This is a genomic window from Rahnella sp. PD4, from assembly GCF_049199325.1.
Classification (GTDB): domain Bacteria; phylum Pseudomonadota; class Gammaproteobacteria; order Enterobacterales; family Enterobacteriaceae; genus Rahnella; species Rahnella perminowiae.
The window spans coordinates 242,763-259,954 of the sequence record NZ_JBLZQF010000003.1; the positions used below are offsets into that span (position 1 = coordinate 242,763).

The 17,192-nt window shown below is 53.8% G+C and carries 13 protein-coding genes; 8 read left to right on the top strand and 5 right to left on the bottom strand.

Annotated features, from left to right (window positions below; genetic code table 11):
- Nucleotides 1–38: 38 nt before the first annotated feature.
- The 3 genes from fhuC to fhuB are packed head-to-tail and all read left to right on the top strand — an operon-like array spanning nt 39 to nt 3,740.
- Nucleotides 39–851 carry a Fe3+-hydroxamate ABC transporter ATP-binding protein FhuC gene (fhuC, locus tag ACOZIO_RS09990; RefSeq protein WP_129953327.1) on the top strand — a complete coding sequence of 271 codons (813 nt, stop codon included), beginning with the start codon at nt 39–41 and terminating at the stop codon, nt 849–851.
- Between the two features lies 1 nt (nt 852).
- Entirely contained in the window at nt 853–1,755 is a 903-nt protein-coding gene (gene fhuD / locus ACOZIO_RS09995) for a Fe(3+)-hydroxamate ABC transporter substrate-binding protein FhuD (RefSeq protein WP_421595238.1), read from the top strand.
- Nucleotides 1,752–3,740 carry a Fe(3+)-hydroxamate ABC transporter permease FhuB gene (gene fhuB / locus ACOZIO_RS10000; protein ID WP_129953131.1) on the top strand — a complete coding sequence of 663 codons (1,989 nt, stop codon included), beginning with the start codon at nt 1,752–1,754 and terminating at the stop codon, nt 3,738–3,740. The genes fhuD and fhuB overlap by 4 nt, the downstream gene beginning before the upstream one ends.
- A 47-nt stretch (nt 3,741–3,787) precedes the next feature.
- On the opposite strand, the gene ACOZIO_RS10005 is transcribed toward fhuB, so the two are convergent.
- Both ACOZIO_RS10005 and hemL read right to left on the bottom strand, forming a co-directional pair.
- Nucleotides 3,788–6,466: an autotransporter outer membrane beta-barrel domain-containing protein gene (locus tag ACOZIO_RS10005; protein WP_165383730.1), complete on the bottom strand. Its 2,679-nt coding sequence runs from the start codon at nt 6,464–6,466 to the stop codon at nt 3,788–3,790.
- A 276-nt stretch (nt 6,467–6,742) separates the two neighbouring features.
- Nucleotides 6,743–8,023, bottom strand: a complete 1,281-nt coding sequence (gene hemL / locus ACOZIO_RS10010; RefSeq protein ID WP_129953129.1) for a glutamate-1-semialdehyde 2,1-aminomutase — start codon at nt 8,021–8,023, stop codon at nt 6,743–6,745.
- Nucleotides 8,024–8,209: 186 nt separating this feature from the next.
- Between hemL and clcA the strand changes: the two genes are divergently transcribed.
- Both clcA and erpA read left to right on the top strand, forming a co-directional pair.
- The gene (clcA, locus tag ACOZIO_RS10015; RefSeq protein ID WP_129953128.1) at nt 8,210–9,673 is read left to right on the top strand and encodes a H(+)/Cl(-) exchange transporter ClcA; all 1,464 of its coding nucleotides are present in this window, start codon (nt 8,210–8,212) and stop codon (nt 9,671–9,673) included.
- Nucleotides 9,674–9,761: 88 nt separating this feature from the next.
- Nucleotides 9,762–10,121 carry an iron-sulfur cluster insertion protein ErpA gene (gene erpA, locus ACOZIO_RS10020; RefSeq protein WP_370278338.1) on the top strand — a complete coding sequence of 120 codons (360 nt, stop codon included), beginning with the start codon at nt 9,762–9,764 and terminating at the stop codon, nt 10,119–10,121.
- 106 nt (nt 10,122–10,227) lie between these two features.
- Here erpA and ACOZIO_RS10025 read toward each other — a convergent pair whose 3' ends face one another.
- From ACOZIO_RS10025 to mtnN, 3 genes are all read right to left on the bottom strand, one after another.
- A complete protein-coding gene (locus ACOZIO_RS10025) occupies nt 10,228–10,473 on the bottom strand; it encodes a hypothetical protein (protein ID WP_421595239.1) in 246 nt (81 codons plus the stop codon).
- 321 nt (nt 10,474–10,794) lie between these two features.
- Nucleotides 10,795–11,607: a vitamin B12 ABC transporter substrate-binding protein BtuF gene (btuF, locus tag ACOZIO_RS10030; RefSeq protein WP_421595240.1), complete on the bottom strand. Its 813-nt coding sequence runs from the start codon at nt 11,605–11,607 to the stop codon at nt 10,795–10,797.
- Entirely contained in the window at nt 11,607–12,311 is a 705-nt protein-coding gene (gene mtnN / locus ACOZIO_RS10035; RefSeq protein ID WP_129953125.1) for a 5'-methylthioadenosine/S-adenosylhomocysteine nucleosidase, read from the bottom strand. The genes btuF and mtnN overlap by 1 nt, the downstream gene beginning before the upstream one ends.
- A 183-nt stretch (nt 12,312–12,494) precedes the next feature.
- On the opposite strand from mtnN, the gene dgt reads away from it, so the two are divergent.
- From dgt to ACOZIO_RS10050, 3 genes are all read left to right on the top strand, one after another.
- A complete protein-coding gene (gene dgt / locus ACOZIO_RS10040) occupies nt 12,495–14,009 on the top strand; it encodes a dGTPase (protein ID WP_129953124.1) in 1,515 nt (504 codons plus the stop codon).
- 330 nt (nt 14,010–14,339) lie between these two features.
- Nucleotides 14,340–15,791 (top strand): serine endoprotease DegP, encoded by a 1,452-nt coding sequence (gene degP / locus ACOZIO_RS10045; protein WP_129953123.1) that lies wholly within the window; start codon nt 14,340–14,342, stop codon nt 15,789–15,791.
- 238 nt (nt 15,792–16,029) lie between these two features.
- Complete coding sequence (locus tag ACOZIO_RS10050) at nt 16,030–17,190, top strand: CdaR family transcriptional regulator (RefSeq protein ID WP_129953122.1); 1,161 nt, start codon at nt 16,030–16,032, stop codon at nt 17,188–17,190.
- Nucleotides 17,191–17,192 lie beyond the last annotated feature (2 nt).

Genomic DNA, 17,192 nt, shown 5'->3' on the forward strand with positions numbered 1-17,192 from the left:
TTTCCTGTTCTCAACCAGATGTCGACGTAGAAAATCTTATGCCTGATAACAACGTACATCCTTCTTCCCCGCTGCCAGACAGCGTATTTCGCCTGCAAGATGTCAGCTTTACCGTGCCGGGGAGAACGCTGCTGGCGCCACTGTCGCTGACTTTTCCACAAGGAAAAGTGTGTGGACTGATTGGTCATAACGGGTCGGGAAAGTCGACGTTACTTAAAATGCTCGGGCGGCATCAGTCTGCGACATCCGGAACGATTTATCTCAATGAAACGCCACTGGCACAGTGGGACAGTAAAGCCTTTGCGCGTCAGGTTGCCTACCTGCCGCAGCAGCTTCCTGCCGCAGAAGGTATGACCGTACAGGAACTGGTGGCGATTGGCCGCTATCCCTGGCACGGCGCACTGGGGCGTTTCAAGCCTCAGGACAAAGAAAAGGTTGAAGAAGCTATTGCTCTGGTCGGCCTCAAACCGTTTGCCCGGCGTCTGGTAGACAGCCTCTCCGGCGGCGAACGTCAGCGCGCCTGGCTGGCAATGATGGTGGCGCAGGACAGCCGTTGCCTGCTGCTCGATGAACCAACTTCTGCGCTGGATATTGCCCATCAGAAAGACGTGCTGGCGTTGATCCAGCGTCTGAGCCGTGAAAAAGGCTTAACGGTGATCGCGGTGCTGCATGACCTGAACATGGCCGCACGTTATTGCGATCAGCTGATGGCTTTGCGCGGTGGCGAAATGATTGCACAGGGCGCGCCGCAAGAGATGATGCGCGGCGATGTGCTTGAACAAATTTATGGTATTCCGATGGGTATCCTGCCGCATCCTGCGGGTGGCGCGCCGGTGAGCTTCGTATACTAATATGTCTGATATTTCAAACTTTTCAGGATTAACCCGTCGCCGTCTGTTGCAGATGATGGCGCTTTCCCCGTTGCTGACGTCGCTGCCGACACTGTCGGCAGCGCGTCCTGATCTCAGCCGGATTATTGCCCTTGAATGGTTGCCTGCCGAGTTGCTGATCGCACTCGGCGTGATGCCGCTGGCGATTGCAGATATTCGTAATTACAACACCTGGGTTGTTGAACCGACGCTGGCTCCGGGCGTGATTGATGTCGGTCAGCGTACCGAACCTAATATGGAACTTATTCAGCAACTGAAACCCTCGCTGTTGCTGATCACTTCCGGTTATGGCCCGACCACCCGTCAGCTCGAAACGATCGCGCCGGTGCTGGGCGTTAAAGCCAATGACGGTTCGGCGAAACCGCTAAATCTGGCCATCAGTTCTCTGCATAAACTGGCCGATACCCTCGGGTTACAGCATCGCGCCGAAACGCATTTGCAGTTGTACCGCAACACGCTGACGCAAACCCGCGAGCAACTGAAGCCGGTCGCGCATCAGCCGCTGCTGTTAATCACCTTCATTGATACGCGCCACGTTCTGGTGTTTGGCGTAGGCAGCATGTTCCATGAAGTGATGGGCGAACTCGGGCTGACTAACGCCTGGGCGGGGGAAGGCAGCTTCTGGGGCAGCGTATCGGTGGGCGTTGAGCGCCTGGCCAGCATTAAAAATGCCCGCGTATTGTGTTTCGAACATGACAACACCGACATGATGGATGCCGTGGCGAAAACGCCGCTGTGGAAATCCATGCCGTTCGTACGTGCGGATCAGTTCAGCATCGTGCCCGCCGTGTGGTATTACGGCGCAACCTTCAGCGCGATGCACTTCTGCAAGACGTTAACCCGAACCCTGAGGAAACCGGTATGAATCGCCGTGCGCTCAGCGTTTCGCTGCTCCTGCTGATTCTCCTGACGCTGGCCGCCGGTGCGCTCAGTATCTACAACCTGCATCAGCAACTGCCTTATGCGCAGTGGCGCGGCGCGCTATGGCATCCTGATATCGACAATGTTCAGCAGATGCTTTTTCATTACAGTTTGCTGCCGCGTGTCGTCGTGGCCTTGCTGGCGGGAGCCGGGCTGGGACTGGTCGGTTTGCTGTTCCAGCAGGTGTTGCGCAATCCGCTGGCGGAACCCGCAACACTCGGTGTCTCGGCGGGCGCACAGCTCGGTCTGACGGTGGCCACTTTGTGGGCGCTGCCGGGCGGAATGATCACCCAGCAGTTTGCCGCCATGACGGGCGCGGTGGTTATCGGTGCACTGGTGTTCGGTATTGCCTGGGGCAAACGCATGTCACCGGTCACGCTGATCCTCGCCGGTCTGGTGCTCGGCTTATATTGCAGTGCGGTGAACGGCCTGATCGGCATTTTCAACTATCAGAATCTGCAAAGTTTGTACATGTGGAGCAGTGGTGCGCTGAACCAGCAGGACTGGGATGTGGCGAGTTTCCTGCTGCCACGTGTGATTATCGTCTGGCTGCTGGCATTTTTGTTGCAGCGTCCGATGACGTTGCTGGGGCTGGATGACGGTGTTGCCAAAAATCTCGGCCTCGGGCTGTCAGCGGCGCGTCTTGCTGTGCTGACGCTGGCGATTCTGATGAGTGCGCAACTGGTTAATGCGGTGGGGATTATCGGCTTTATTGGCCTGTTTGCACCGCTTCTGGCAAAAATGTTGGGCGCACGTCGACTGGCTGTACGGCTGGTCATGGCGCCGGTGATCGGTGCGTTGCTGCTTTGGTTTACCGATCAGGTGATGCAAACCATCACCACATTCTGGATGGAAATTCCGACCGGTGCCGCGACGGCGCTGGTGGGTGCGCCGCTGCTGTTATGGCTGCTGCCGCGTCTGCGTAATAACATGGCACCGCCGCCGATGAATCAGGGCGACCACGTGCCTGATGAACGTCAGCATCTGGTGCGCTGGGTGTCACTGGCACTGACCGTGTTGTTCTTCGGCCTGATGGTTGCGCTGATGGCCGGACGTAACGCCACCGGCTGGAGCTGGTCAACCGGTGCCGACCTGCAGGCACTGTTGCCGTGGCGTTTACCGCGCGTGCTGGCAGCGCTGGCGGCAGGCGTGATGCTGGCGTCATCCGGTGTGCTGATTCAAAAACTGACCGGTAATGCAATGGCCAGCCCGGAAGTGCTGGGGATCAGCTCCGGTGCGGCGACGGGTGTGGTGGTGATGATGTTTATCGTGCCGGGCGATGCCTTTGTATGGCTGTTGCCGGCGGGCACGGCCGGTGCGGCGCTGACGCTGCTGGTGATTATGGTCGCCTCGGGGCTGCGAAGTTTTTCGGCCGAACGTATGTTACTGACCGGTATCGCGCTGAGTACCGCATTCACCACGCTGATGACGTTGCTGCTGGCGAGCGGCGATCCGCGCATGGGCGGCTTGCTGACCTGGCTTTCCGGTTCAACCTATTCCGTTTCTGCACAAGCGGCGTGGCGCACGCTGATCCTGGCCGGGGTGCTGATGGTTCTTGTGCCATTCTGCCGCCGCTGGATCAATATTCTGCCACTGGGTAGCGTGACGGCGAAATCGGTCGGAGTGGCGCTGACGCCCACCCGCGTGGCGATCTTACTGCTGGCGGCGGTGATGACGGCAGCGGCGACGCTGACGGTCGGACCGCTGAGTTTTGTCGGGCTGATGGCACCGCATATGGCGCGTATGATGGGATTTCGCAGGGCGATCCCGCAGTGGATGGTCGCCAGCGTGCTGGGCGGGTTGCTGATGGTCTTTGCCGACTGGTGCGGACGTATGATCATCTTCCCGGATCAGATCCCCGCTGGTTTGCTGGCGACGTTTATCGGCGCACCGTACTTTATTTATCTGCTGAGAAAGCAGGCACAATAATAAAAAAGGGCACTCCGGTGAGTGCCCTGAAATCAGCTGATATCGTCTTAAAAATTCACTTTTAAACCGACAGCGGCCTGATAGTTGCTGTAATCATTTTCACCGGCAGAGGCACCCGCCTGACCCCAGACCTGTATGTTTTCTGACGCTTTTCCGCTGAGACCCATCCGCAATCCATAGCGGTTTTCCGGGACATCGCTGCTGAGGGTATCGCCGTTAAAGGTCAGAGAATCTGCATACTGGCCATTTTCCCAATTCACTTCTACATAAGGAACCAGTGCGCTGCTGTCATTGCTGCTACGGTTAGATAAGCGAATAGCCGCGCGACTTTGCAATGCATCATCACTGCCGCCGGTGATACGGCTACCGTTGGTTTCGGTGTGGTTTTCACTGTCATAGCGGTTATAGATAACCTGCGCCTGAGGCTCAACCGTCCATTCACGGGTTGCTGACTGGCCGAAAGCCAGCAGATACCCTGTTTCCAGTGAAGTCTGGATCCCCTGGCTGCGGTAGTTTTCTTTGTCCAACTGGTCGCCCTGAACGCTGTTGTCATACCAGGCATAGTGTGCCCAGCTGTCTACATACCAGCCTTTTTGGTGCTGCGCATCCTGATACCAGGTCGCATAGGTCCCCACGCTATAACCGCTTACTTTACCCGTTGCGCCGTAGTGGTTGCCCTCTGCTTGCGATTGAGTCCTGCTTTCGCCAACACCTGCCATGATGCCTAACTGATACTGGCCACCACTGGCCGTATCGCCGGTAAGAAGCTCAGTTCCCAGTTGCAGTGCGGTACTGTTGATATCCAGGGATAAATCGCCGCCCGCCGCATTAAGCTCAGTCGCATCGCTGTGAATGAACAGCCAGGCCCGCCCGTCCTCACTTTTTTGTGCAGTACCGCGATCATGCTGCTGCAACGTGAACATACGCTGCGCAGCCAGCTGGTTACCGAGATAAGCACCGGTTTCAGGGCGATAGAGCGAAGGTGCCGGTGTCGGGTCCGGCGTCGGCTCAGGCGTGGGGTCAGGAATGGGATCCGGGGTGGGATCAGGAATTGGATCAGGCTCAGGCGTAGGATCGGGATCGGGCGTAGGGTCGGGCTCCGGGGTGGGATCCGGTTCCGGCGCGGTTGCCGAACTCAGATACCAGTCGCCATTCTGGGTATTCTGGAACAGGTTATATTCATATGCCCCGGCAACCGCGCGGTTCGCCAGCGAGAACTGCCCGTCAGAAGTGCCTTCTACACTGATGACTTCCATGCCTTGCAGGCTTTCAGCGCCCATTCCACCGATATTATTGACGGTCAGGAAAGATTGTCCGTAGCTGTTACCTCCGATCACCAGTGTGTCAGTCAGTGATGCATCATCGCCCAGTTCGCTGTTCATCACTACGGTTCCGTTATCGCCCGTATAATCGCCGGTAATGACATAGCGATTACCTACCTGGCCGCCGCCCAGCAACAGTGTGCCGGCATTGTTCATGTTTCCCTGCAACGTTGTTGTGCCAGCGGTGACTGATGCTTTACCGGGCAGGGCGTTATAGGCCATCACCGTTCCGCTGTTATTAATGTCACCCGTAACATTCCCTTGTGAAGCAAACCAGGCACCTTGCGCGACATTTACTTCAGGTGCGGTCAGGGAGCCGGTAGCCTCAACCAGTAATCCGCCGCCGCTATTGATGAGGGCATTTCCCGCCGAGGTGACATTGCCACTCAGGGTCAGTTGTCCGTGGTTAACCAACAATGTTGATTCATCGCTGCCGGTAAGGTTGATATCACCGGACAATGCCCAGTCATTACCGTTCATCGTCAGCGTTTTAAAGCCAGTGCCGGCCGACGTGCCGGTAAAATTGGCATCCTCAGATCCGGTTTCATAAAGCACCAGGGTATTGGTGTCTGCTGTGCTGCTGATAACGTCGCCGTCGAGCACGGATCCGGTGCTAAGTGTCAGGGAATTGCTGCCAGTGCCTGAGAAATTAACCGCTGCTTCTTTCCCTGAGAGGGTGCCGTAATTGGTGATATCGAAACTGGCAGTGTCAGAAATCAGGATGCCTGAATCCAGTTCAGAAGATATCGTGCCCCCGGCCTGGTTGACTATCACCCCATTGGAATTTCCCCTGCCTAACACACCGCCGGTTTTACCTGAGATGAGTCCGGAATTGAGTATCTGGCTTTGCGGATCGCCGTCTGCTGCTGAGTTGAATATCACACCGTAGCCGGTGCTGTTCACCACGCCACCTGCGTTACTGTTATAGTGGCCGCCGTTATAAAAATAAACCGCTGTGCGTGGTTTGCCAGGATTGGACGCTTTTATTGTGCCGCTGTTATTTACGGTTGAAAATTTCTGGAGATAGATAGCATCGGACTGAGATTCAATATAACCAGACTCACTATTATTGACCGTTCCGCTACCTTGCATTCGTACAGCATAATCATTACCGGCAAATTCTGTTCCGGTTGTAGTAATACTTACAGTGTTATTAAGTGTTGAATTATTCCCCTCAAATAAAATACCATTTTTTCCGGTTATTTCAGGCACAATGCTTTCGCTGTCTGACGGTGAAGGCCGTACCATTTCGAAAGTATTCCCGTCACCCGTAACAATGACGGCAGTACCTGTGGGATCGGTAAGGCTTTCTGCAGGCTGGAATAATGTGTCGGTGCCATCGAAAGACGTGGTTGTGAGCAGGGTCGCTCCGCTGTTTGCTTTTACCGGCGCAGAGGCCGCCATTGCCGGAGGAATTCCCTGTGCCAGAAAAAGAGGGAGTGCGGTATAAAGGGCAATTCTGAGTACAGAGATCCGGGATTTAACAGGTATATTCCCTGTCGTCCTGGAAGTTAAATAATTTTTATATACCATGCTGAATACAATTCCTTTGCATCATTCATTTGAAGTGATATTTGAAAAGCCGGAATTGTATCTTTTGGCGGTGGTTAAATAAAATACAGATATTATATATATCACGGGAAGGTATTCCTCCCGTGAATAATAAATTAATTTACATTATTAAAGCTTAGCGAAACAACGACGTGCTGCATCGATGGTGCGCTGAATATCTTCCTGCGTATGGGCGATAGACATAAAACCTGCTTCGAACGCGGAGGGGGCGAGGTAAACACCTTCATCCAACATCAGGTGGAAGAACTTTTTGAAACGTTCAACGTCACATTTCATCACATCCTGATAGCAGGTGACGGTTTCAGCATCGGTAAAGAACAACCCGAACATGCCGCCGACGTGATTCACCGCGAACGGAATATTTTCTTTGCGTGCCGCGTCCAGCAAGCCTTCGGCCAGTTGGGTGGTGCGTTCGGTCAGGGTCTGATGAACGCCCGGCTGTGCGACTTGTGTCAGGCAGGCAATACCGGCAGCCATGGCAATCGGGTTACCGGAAAGTGTTCCTGCCTGATAAACCGGCCCCGTTGGTGCCAGCGCTTCCATCACATCGCGGCGCCCGCCGAATGCGCCCACCGGCATTCCGCCGCCGATGATTTTACCCAGGCATGTGAGGTCAGGCATCACATCATAATAATCCTGCGCACCACCCAGTGCGACACGGAAACCGGTCATGACTTCATCGATGATCAACAGTGCGCCAAATTCATCACAAATTGCCCGCAGACCGGGCAAAAACTCAGGCAATGGCGGTACACAGTTCATATTGCCGGCGACCGGCTCAACAATGATACAGGCGATATCGTCAGGAAATTGTTCGAACGCGGCGCGGACAGAATCCAGATCATTATAGGTACAGGTCAGCGTGTGTTTGGCAAAATCAGCCGGTACGCCTGGTGAGTTTGGCTGGCCGAGGGTCAGCGCGCCGGAACCGGCTTTTACCAGCAGGCAGTCGGCATGGCCATGGTAACAGCCTTCGAATTTGACGATTTTATCGCGATGCGTGAAACCACGCGCCAGACGGATGGCACTCATCGTCGCTTCGGTGCCGGAGTTCACCATGCGCACCATGTCCATGCTGGGCACCAGACCGGTCACCAGTTCGGCCATTTTGACTTCCATCTCGGTCGGTGCCCCAAAGCTCAGACCGCGCTCTGCCGCTTCAATCACCGCATTGCGGATTTCAGCATTGTTATGGCCAAGCACCATCGGTCCCCATGAACCCACGTAGTCGATGTAGGCTTTACCATCAGCATCAAACAGGAAAGCGCCGTCAGCACGCGCGATGAATAAGGGGGTGCCGCCGACGCCGGAGAAGGCACGTACCGGCGAGTTAACACCGCCCGGGATCAGCGCTTGCGCCTGCGTGAACAGACTTTCTGACTTACTCATTATTCGGCTCCTGAATTGCTGGGTTCAATATGTGATGAAATGATTAACGCGCCCATTCTAGTGAACTGAGCGGCGTTATCAAACCGTAAACCGTGCGGCATTTTGTTGCAGATCCTGTCAGGACGGCAATTTGTATGATTAAATCCATTTACCTTCCATAACCTTTTTTGTATTTCGCCTTCCGTGATGAATGAATCAGACACTGAAATTTTAGCGGATTCGCCCGCGCGCGGTCCGCGCAAACGCAGCGAAATCCTGCGCCTTGTATTGCGTCGCGATAAAACGCCGGTCACCATTTTGCTTGTCGCCGCTGTGGTCGGCACGGCCGCCGGTTTACTCGGCGTAGCATTCGAAAAAGCGGTGAACTGGGTGATGGCGGTCCGGCTTTCCGGGCTGGATGTCTTCAGTGATTACTGGATCCTGCTGTGGCCACTGACGTTTGTGTTTTCCGCCGCACTGGCGATGGTCGGGTACTATCTGGTTCGGTGTTATGCGCCCGAGGCGGGCGGTTCAGGGATTCCGGAAATTGAAGGCGCGCTGGAGGAATTAAGGCCGGTACGCTGGTGGCGTGTGATCCCGGTGAAATTTTTCGGCGGCATGGGGACGCTGGGCGCGGGTATGGTGCTGGGAAGGGAAGGGCCAACTGTTCAGATGGGCGCGAATGTCGGGAAAATGATGGTCGATATTTTCCGGCTGCGCAGTGCGGAGGCGCGGCATTCGTTGCTGGCAACCGGTGCGGCGGCCGGTCTTTCGGCCGCATTTAATGCGCCGCTTGCCGGTATTCTGTTTATTCTCGAAGAGATGCGGCTGCAGTTCCGTTACAGCCTGATCTCGATAAAAGCGGTGTTTATCGGCGTGATCATGTCGAGTATCGTTTTCCGTATTTTTAACGGTGACGGCGCGGTGATTGAAGTCGGCAAACTGGCAAGTGCGCCGCTCAACACACTGTGGTTGTATCTGGTGTTAGGCATGGTATTTGGTGTGGTCGGCGTCTGCTTTAACGCCCTTATTTTCCGTACGCAGGATATGTTTGCCCGCGTGCATGGTGGAAATCTGCGTAAAATCCTGCTGATCGGCGGCATGTTGGGAGGATTCTGCGGCCTGCTCGGGCTGGTGCATCAGGAAGCCACCGGGGGCGGATTCGCATTGATCCCGCTGGCGGCGGCAGGAAAATACAGCCTGATGATGTTGCTGGCGATCTTCGTTGTCCGGGTGGTCACGACGCTGTTGTGCTTTGCGTCCGGTGCACCGGGGGGGATTTTTGCCCCGATGCTGGCGCTGGGCACGTTGCTCGGCACCGCATTCGGTACGGCGGCACTGGCGTGGTTCCCGCAATACGGCATTCAGCCTGCCACTTTTGCCATTGCCGGAATGGGCGCGCTATTTGCCGCCAGTGTGCGTGCACCGCTGACCGGTATCGTGCTGGTGCTGGAGATGACCGATAATTATCAGCTGATTTTACCGATGATTATTACCTGCCTGGGGGCGACCCTGCTGGCGCAGTTTTTGGGCGGTAAACCCTTGTATTCCGCCATCCTGACCCGCACCTTACAGAGGCAGGAACGTGAGAATGCCGAAAAAACGCAGGCCGGGGTTACCACTGAAAGCACCAATGAGCAGGACAACGCAGCCAAAAATGCCCATACTTGAAGCATTAACTCAGGTATAAGATAATGAGTATATTATTCAGACAGTCAATCCGGCGGCCTGAACAAATGCGGATTGGGAGTGAGAAATTATGAGTGAAGCATTGTTGAATGAAACAGCCGCGTTGCCGTTACAGTTTACTGAGGCCGCGGCACGTAAGGTGAAAAACCTGATTTCCGATGAGGAAAACCCTAACCTGAAACTGCGTGTGTATATCACCGGGGGCGGTTGTAGCGGTTTCCAGTACGGTTTCACCTTTGACGACAAAATTAATGATGGTGACATGACCATCGAAAAAGCCGGTGTGGCGCTGGTGGTGGACCCGATGAGCCTGCAATATCTGGTCGGCGGTTCGGTGGATTATACCGAAGGGCTGGAAGGTTCACGTTTTGTGGTGACCAATCCGAATGCAAAAACCACCTGTGGTTGTGGTTCCTCTTTCAGCATTTAATTACCCGTTTCAAAGAAAAAGCCCGTTTGCGCATGCAGACGGGCTTTTTTATGCTTAAAACCCCCGTTCAGAAGGGCGCTCAGGTGAGTGAGTATTCACAAGGGGGTTACCATTCAACCGTCACCAGCTTCGAACCGGGGCTAATCCCCGGCACGGCGGTAAGCATTTTTTCGCTGATGTGCGGTTGCATCATCGTCCGGCTGGCGCAGATGACTGAAGTGTGAGTGCGCGCAGCATTAATCTTGCAACTTGGCATGATCGTCAGGCTGACGCCAATCTGGCCGCCCGTCATGCCCGCGACAGCAAACAGCGGGCTCAGTGCGAGCAGCACACTGAGTAAAAGAGCTTTCATTATTGTTATTCCTGCTGGTGTAGATCAACAAAATCAGCCTGGCTGAAAAGGTTATCGGTCTAATTTTCGCGGTCTTTAATCCGAAGTTGTTACGATTCGGAGATAAACCGCTTTTTTGTCGTTGTTCATACCGTTATTTATATTAATTTGCTTGTTTAACAAACAGATAATCGTAAGGCGGGGGTGGCAACGTACGAAGGATGTTACGCCGGATAGAGTAACAGAAGGCGACGAAAAATTATTGATTTCGGTTAATAATACAACAATCCGGGAAGGCGCCTGCGGGTCTGCCCGTTGATACACTTTCATGTTGGTGAGTATTCACCCTTCAGGGATAGCAGCAAGCTGCGGGCAAAGTTGTTGTGCAGCCAGAAGGATACGCGGTCCGGCGCGGCTGAACCAGTCGGGATCCAGGGCGATAACCTGCGCACTGAGCATCGGGCCCCAGTAATCTTCTATCACCTGTTTCTGCGGTTTTCCGCCTGATATAACAATAACCTGAGGATGACGGCTTAAAACCTGTTCCCGGCTGACCTGAGGCCAGGGTACGCGGCTGTCAGCGAAAATATTTTTTGCGCCGCACACGTTAAGCACTTCGCTTTGCATTGTGGTGGCGGCAGCCGTAAACAGCGGCTGGGTGCCGAACTGAATAAAGGCAGAAACCGGTTTTTCGCGGCGATATTTCAGCTTCAGCGCCTGCCATTGCTGACGGAAATCCGCCGCGGCTTGTTTTGCCTTTTCCGGCGAAGGGCTGTACACCGCCAGCTGTTCCAGTGCCTGTACTACCTGTTGAGCATTTTGCGGATCAAGATAGATAACCTGTATCCCCAGCGAAATCAGCTGATCCAGCGGGCGTTGCGGGTTACCGCCCCGCCAGGCGAGGACCAAATCAGGTTTCAGCGTCACAATACGTTCAACGTTGATTCCCTGCCAGTTAGCCACCTGCTCAAGCTTTCTGGCCTGGGGTGGATAATCGGAGTAAGCACTAACTCCGATTATCCGGTCGCCCAGACCGGCGGCAAACGCCAGTTCTGTCAGACTGGGTGCCAGCGTGATCACCCGTTGTGCAGGTGCGGCATTGGCCACCACAGGCAACAGCAGGCCGCTCAGAATGAGGCAGAACCGGCTTATCATTATTCTTCGGAAGCTGCCAGCGCTGTCAGCATCGCATCCACCATCAGAGTGGATTGCTGTGCGGCGACAACCAGGAATTCTTCAAAGCTCAGGTGAGATTCACCATCGGCAACGTCAGAAATCGCGCGAACGACCACGAACGGCGTATCGAAAAGGTGGCAAACGTGACCGATAGCGGCAGCTTCCATTTCGACAGCCGCAACCTGCGGGAAGGTCGCGCGGATACGTGCCAGAGGCGCGGCACCATTGATGAAGGCGTCACCGCTGCAAACCAGGCCGCGGACGGCGTTCAGGTTCAGTTCACGGATGCAGTTCTCTGCCAGTTCAATCAGTGCCGGATCAGCGGTGAACGCAGGCGGACAACCGGCCATCTGGCCCGGTTCGTAACCAAACGCGGTGACATCAGCATCGTGATACCGCACTTCATCAGAGACAACGATATCGCCGACTTTCAGCGTTTTCGCCAGACCGCCGGCGGAACCGGTGTTAATCACCACATCAGGACGGCAATGTTCCAGCAGCAGCGTGGTGCCCATCGCCGCAGACACTTTACCAATGCCGGATTTCAGCAGCGCCACGTCTACGCCGTTTAACTGGCCTGTATAGATTTCGCAGCCCGCACGTTCGATAGTCTGACGGTTGATGATCTTGTCGCGCAGCAGAGTCACTTCCTGCTCCATTGCACCGATAATGCCTACTTTCATATGAATACTCGCAGATGTGTATGGAATGAGCCGCAGCATGTGCGGAATTGTCGGTTTAATCACGAAAACAATGCGCGATAGTCTATCATGGCTAAAGATAAGAAATAATCCGTTTGGGATGCAGGTTATTAATGCAAAAAGTGCGTCGGTTTGATGTGTGAGTGGCTGAAAAGGTGGGAAAACATGTCCGGGATCGATTTTAAAGCGAAATTCAATTTTCAGCGCCCTTTCAGCGCACCGATAGAGGCACGCGATGCCTATGACGTCGTCCGTCAGTTCGAAAGCGATCGCGGACGCATTATCAACTCGGCAGCCATCCGTCGCCTGCAACAGAAGACGCAGGTTTTTCCGCTGGAGAAAAATGCCGCCGTTCGTAGCCGCCTGACCCATTCCCTTGAAGTTCAACAGGTCGGGCGTCACATTGCCAAAGAAATTTTGCATCGTCTGGGCCGGCAGGGAAAACTGGAATATTACGGGCTGGACGAGGTGACGGATCCGTTTGAAAGTGTGGTCGAAATGGCATGTCTGATGCATGACATCGGCAATCCACCGTTCGGTCATTTTGGTGAATCCGCCATCAATAACTGGTTTGCCAGGCGGATGGATACTTCCGGTTGCGGCGAAACGCCGCAGGAAATCGATTCCTGTCTGGTCGCGTGTTTACGCCTGACGTCAGGCGATACTGAACTGAATCAGCTGCGCAGTAAAATCCGCTACGATCTGTCTAATTTTGAAGGCAATGCGCAGGCCATCCGGCTGGTCTTCACTTTGCTGAAACTCAATCTGACCTACAGCCAGACCGCGTGCATTCTGAAATATACCCGCCCTGCGTACTCAATGACCAAACTGGCCTCGCATGATTACCTGATGAAAAAACCGGGTTTTTATCTGGCGGAAGAGCCGTTCATCAATAAACTGCGCAGCGAACTCGGGATGGGTGAATTTAACCGTTTTCCGCTCACCTACATTATGGAAGCGGCCGATGATATTTCTTACTGCATTGCGGATCTGGAAGATGCAGTTGAAAAAAGTATTTTCAGCGTTGAACAGCTTTATCAATATCTGTGTCGCGAGTGGGGCACAATAGAGAAAAATGACTTCTTCGATAAAGTGGTTCGCACCGCTTACGAAAAAATGGATAAAGCGAAAACGTTCCGTAATCCGGTAGATTACTTCTTTATGGAACTGCGTGTTCAGACGGTGAAACAACTGGTGCCCCATGCTGCCCGCAGATTCATTGATCATATAGAAGATATTTATCAGGGCACCTTTAATCATGCATTACTCGAAGATGACAGCCAGGCCAACCGGTTGTTAGAGATTTATAAAGCGGTCGCCTTCAAACAGGTATTCAATCATCACGAAGTGGAGGAGCTGGAATTACAAGGCTATCGGGTGATCAGCGGATTACTGGATATTTACAGCCCGCTGCTGGATATGCCGCTGACCGATTTTACCCGTCTGGTTCAGGAAGACACGCACAAGCAATATCCTATAGAAACCCGTCTGTTGCATAAGGTTTCTGCTAAACATCGTCTGGCTTACAACAATGCTGTGGCGGCTCTGGAAGGGTTACCGGTCGCGGAACATGCCGCGCAGGAGTTTTATTACCGGGCGCGAATGATCCAGGATTATATCAGCGGTATGACTGACCTTTATGCATACGATGAATACAGAAGACTAATGGCGGCTGAGTAATTTTCCCGTCATATTTCGTATGACAGAGGCATTGGCTGTTTTCAGTTATCCGGATCCCTGACTCATGTCAGCTCACCGGGATTTCTGCCCTTGCCGTCTTGCGGTAATACGAATTATTTAGGGTGATAGTTAAGGATTAAATTTAAATGTCTTTAAGTTTCTTTACTGAACTGTCTGAAAGTTCGCCATTTGTAAGCACTGACAATAATTTTTTACCATTGTCCGTTCGACCCTGATGAACTTCACGTTATTAATACTCTCTCAGTATCACGACTACCAAGCAATGCGACTATTTTTGGTTGCCACAATAATTTTAAGAGATCCTGAAAAATGAAAAAATCGAGTTTATTCCTCAGCGCATTAGCGTTAAGCATCGGCATGGCAATGGCCCCGGTTTCTTCTGCACTGGCTGCTGAAACAGCGTCTTCCAGCACCAGTACCACTCAGCTTCCTAGCCTGGCACCTATGCTTGAAAAAGTGATGCCATCCGTGGTGAGCGTTAACGTTGAAGGCAGCGCGCCAGTAAAAACACCGCGTATGGGCCAGCAGTTCCAGCAATTCTTTGGTCAAAATTCACCGCTGTGCCAGGACGGCTCGCCGTTCCAGGGTTCTCCGGTTTGCCAGGGCGGTGGCCAGGGGCCGGACGGTCAGCCTGTGCCTGAACAGAAAGAAGATTTCCGCGCGCTGGGCTCCGGTGTCATCATTGATGCCGACAAAGGTTATGTTGTCACCAACAACCATGTGGTGGATAACGCCACTAAAATCACTGTGCAGCTCAACGATGGCCGCAAGTTCGACGCGAAAGTCATCGGTAAGGATCCGCGTTCTGACATCGCCGTTATTCAGTTAGAAAATGCGAAAAACCTGACGGCGATTAAGATGGCTGATTCCGAACAACTGCGTGTGGGTGATTACACCGTGGCAATCGGTAACCCGTATGGTCTGGGCGAAACCGTGACTTCCGGTATTGTTTCCGCACTGGGTCGTTCCGGCCTGAATATTGAGAACTACGAAAACTTCATCCAGACTGATGCGGCAATTAACCGGGGTAACTCCGGCGGTGCGCTGGTGAACCTCAACGGTGAACTGATTGGCCTTAACACGGCGATCCTGGCCCCGGACGGCGGCAACATCGGTATCGGTTTTGCGATCCCAAGTAACATGGTGAAAAACCTGTCTAAACAAATGATCGAATTTGGTCAGGTGAAACGCGGTGAACTGGGCATCATGGGGACTGAGCTGAACTCCGAACTGGCGAAAGCCATGAAAGTTGACGCACAGCGCGGTGCGTTCATCAGCCAGGTCATGCCGAAATCCGCCGCTGAGAAAGCGGGCATCAAAGCCGGTGACGTGATACTGAGCATGAACGGTAAACCGATCAGCAGCTTCGCCTCGTTCCGTGCTGATATCGGCACCTTGCCAATCGGTACTAAAGTGACGCTCGGCCTGCTGCGTGAAGGCAAACCGATGAACGTTGACGTCACTATCGAGCAAAGCACTCAGACACCGAAAGTGGAATCCGGCAATATTTATACCGGCATCGAAGGGGCTGAACTGAGCAACGGTGCGGCAGGCGATCAGAAAGGTGTGAAAGTCGATGAAGTGAAACCGGGTTCAACGGCGGCGCGCATCGGCCTGAAAAAAGGCGACGTGATCCTGGGTGTGAATCAGCAGAAAGTAACCAATCTGGGTGAGCTGCGTAAAATTCTCGACACCAAGCCAAACGTTCTGGCGCTGGATATTCAGCGTGGCGATACCTCCATTTATCTGCTGGCGCAGTAATTTACGTCTGCAAGACCGCATACAAAGCACGCTCCGGCGTGCTTTTTTTTGCCTGTTTTTCAGTAATACACATAAATTATGCGGATTTTGCCGGGCAGGTTGGGCATTTGCTTAAAACTGTGACGTTACCCGCAACTTCAATAGGCGCTTTCGCTCTTTGGGCATTTGCATAATGTGTGGGCATCACGGCCTGAGTATGCTGTTTTAACAACGATAAAACAGGCAAGGCAGGGGCTCCATGTCGGCGTATCATCTCGATGCAAAGCTGGCGCAACAAATTGTTGCCCGCACAATGCAAATTATTGATAGTAATGTGAATGTCATGGATGGCCGCGGACGGATTATTGGCAGCGGCGACGATCAGCGTCTTGGTGAATTGCACGAAGGCGCTTTGCTGGCGATTTCGCAGGAGCGTATTGTCGATATCGACGAAGGCGTTGCACGGCATTTGCACGGTGTACGTCCGGGTATCAATTTGCCGCTGCGTATCGACGGCCAGATCGTGGGCGTTATCGGTCTGACGGGCAATCCGTCCCAGTTGCGTCAGTATGGCGAGCTGGTATGTATGACGGCGGAAATGATGCTCGAACAGGCGCGCCTGTTGCATATGCTGGCGCAGGACAGCCGTCTGCGTGAAGAACTGGTGCTTAACCTGATCCGTGTGGATGAGCTTTCACCGGCGCTGATGGAGTGGGCGCAGCGTCTGGGCATCGACCTGAACCGGCCACGCGTTGCGGCAGTGGTAGAAGTAGACAGCGGACAGCTTGGTGTGGATTCCGCCATGGCCGAACTGCAGCAGTTGCAAACCTTGCTGACTACGCCGGAGCGCGACAACCTGATCGCTATCGTTTCCCTCACTGAAATGGTGGTGCTGAAACCGGCGCTGAACAGCTACGATCGCTGGGATCCGGACAGCCACCGTCAGCGCATTGATCATCTGCTGTCGCGCATGACCGAAACCGGACGCCTGCGCGTGCGCATTTCCCTGGGTAACTTCTTTACCGGCCCCGGCAGTATCGCCCGTTCTTACCGCACCGCACGCACCACCATGACGGTAGGCAAGCAGCGGATGCCGGAACAGCGCTGTTATTTCTATCAGGATCTGATCTTACCCGTGCTGCTCGACAGCCTGCGTGGCGGCTGGCAGGCCGACGAACTGGTGCGTCCCCTGGCGCGTCTGAAAGCGACGGATGGCAATGGATTACTGCGGCGCACATTGGTGTCGTGGTTCCAGAATAACGTTCAGCCGACTGCGACCTCTAAAGCATTGTATATTCATCGTAATACACTGGAATATCGCCTTAACCGTATCTCGGAATTAACCGGTCTGGATCTGGGTAATTTCGACGATCGTTTATTGCTCTACGTCGCTCTGCAATTAGATAATAACCATCTGTGACA

What these genes read in the sequence shown, in the direction of transcription:
- hemL (WP_129953129.1), bottom strand. Translation starts at nt 8,023, where the DNA reads ATGAGTAAGTCAGAAAGTCTGTTCACGCAGGCGCAAGCGCTGATCCCG.
- btuF (WP_421595240.1), bottom strand. Translation starts at nt 11,607, where the DNA reads ATGATAAGCCGGTTCTGCCTCATTCTGAGCGGCCTGCTGTTGCCTGTG.
- fhuC (WP_129953327.1), top strand. Translation starts at nt 39, where the DNA reads ATGCCTGATAACAACGTACATCCTTCTTCCCCGCTGCCAGACAGCGTA.
- fhuB (WP_129953131.1), top strand. Translation starts at nt 1,752, where the DNA reads ATGAATCGCCGTGCGCTCAGCGTTTCGCTGCTCCTGCTGATTCTCCTG.
- mtnN (WP_129953125.1), bottom strand. Translation starts at nt 12,311, where the DNA reads ATGAAAGTAGGCATTATCGGTGCAATGGAGCAGGAAGTGACTCTGCTG.
- ACOZIO_RS10005 (WP_165383730.1), bottom strand. Translation starts at nt 6,466, where the DNA reads ATGGCGGCCTCTGCGCCGGTAAAAGCAAACAGCGGAGCGACCCTGCTC.
- erpA (WP_370278338.1), top strand. Translation starts at nt 9,762, where the DNA reads ATGAGTGAAGCATTGTTGAATGAAACAGCCGCGTTGCCGTTACAGTTT.
- ACOZIO_RS10050 (WP_129953122.1), top strand. Translation starts at nt 16,030, where the DNA reads ATGTCGGCGTATCATCTCGATGCAAAGCTGGCGCAACAAATTGTTGCC.
- degP (WP_129953123.1), top strand. Translation starts at nt 14,340, where the DNA reads ATGAAAAAATCGAGTTTATTCCTCAGCGCATTAGCGTTAAGCATCGGC.
- fhuD (WP_421595238.1), top strand. Translation starts at nt 853, where the DNA reads ATGTCTGATATTTCAAACTTTTCAGGATTAACCCGTCGCCGTCTGTTG.
- dgt (WP_129953124.1), top strand. Translation starts at nt 12,495, where the DNA reads ATGTCCGGGATCGATTTTAAAGCGAAATTCAATTTTCAGCGCCCTTTC.
- ACOZIO_RS10025 (WP_421595239.1), bottom strand. Translation starts at nt 10,473, where the DNA reads ATGAAAGCTCTTTTACTCAGTGTGCTGCTCGCACTGAGCCCGCTGTTT.
- clcA (WP_129953128.1), top strand. Translation starts at nt 8,210, where the DNA reads ATGAATGAATCAGACACTGAAATTTTAGCGGATTCGCCCGCGCGCGGT.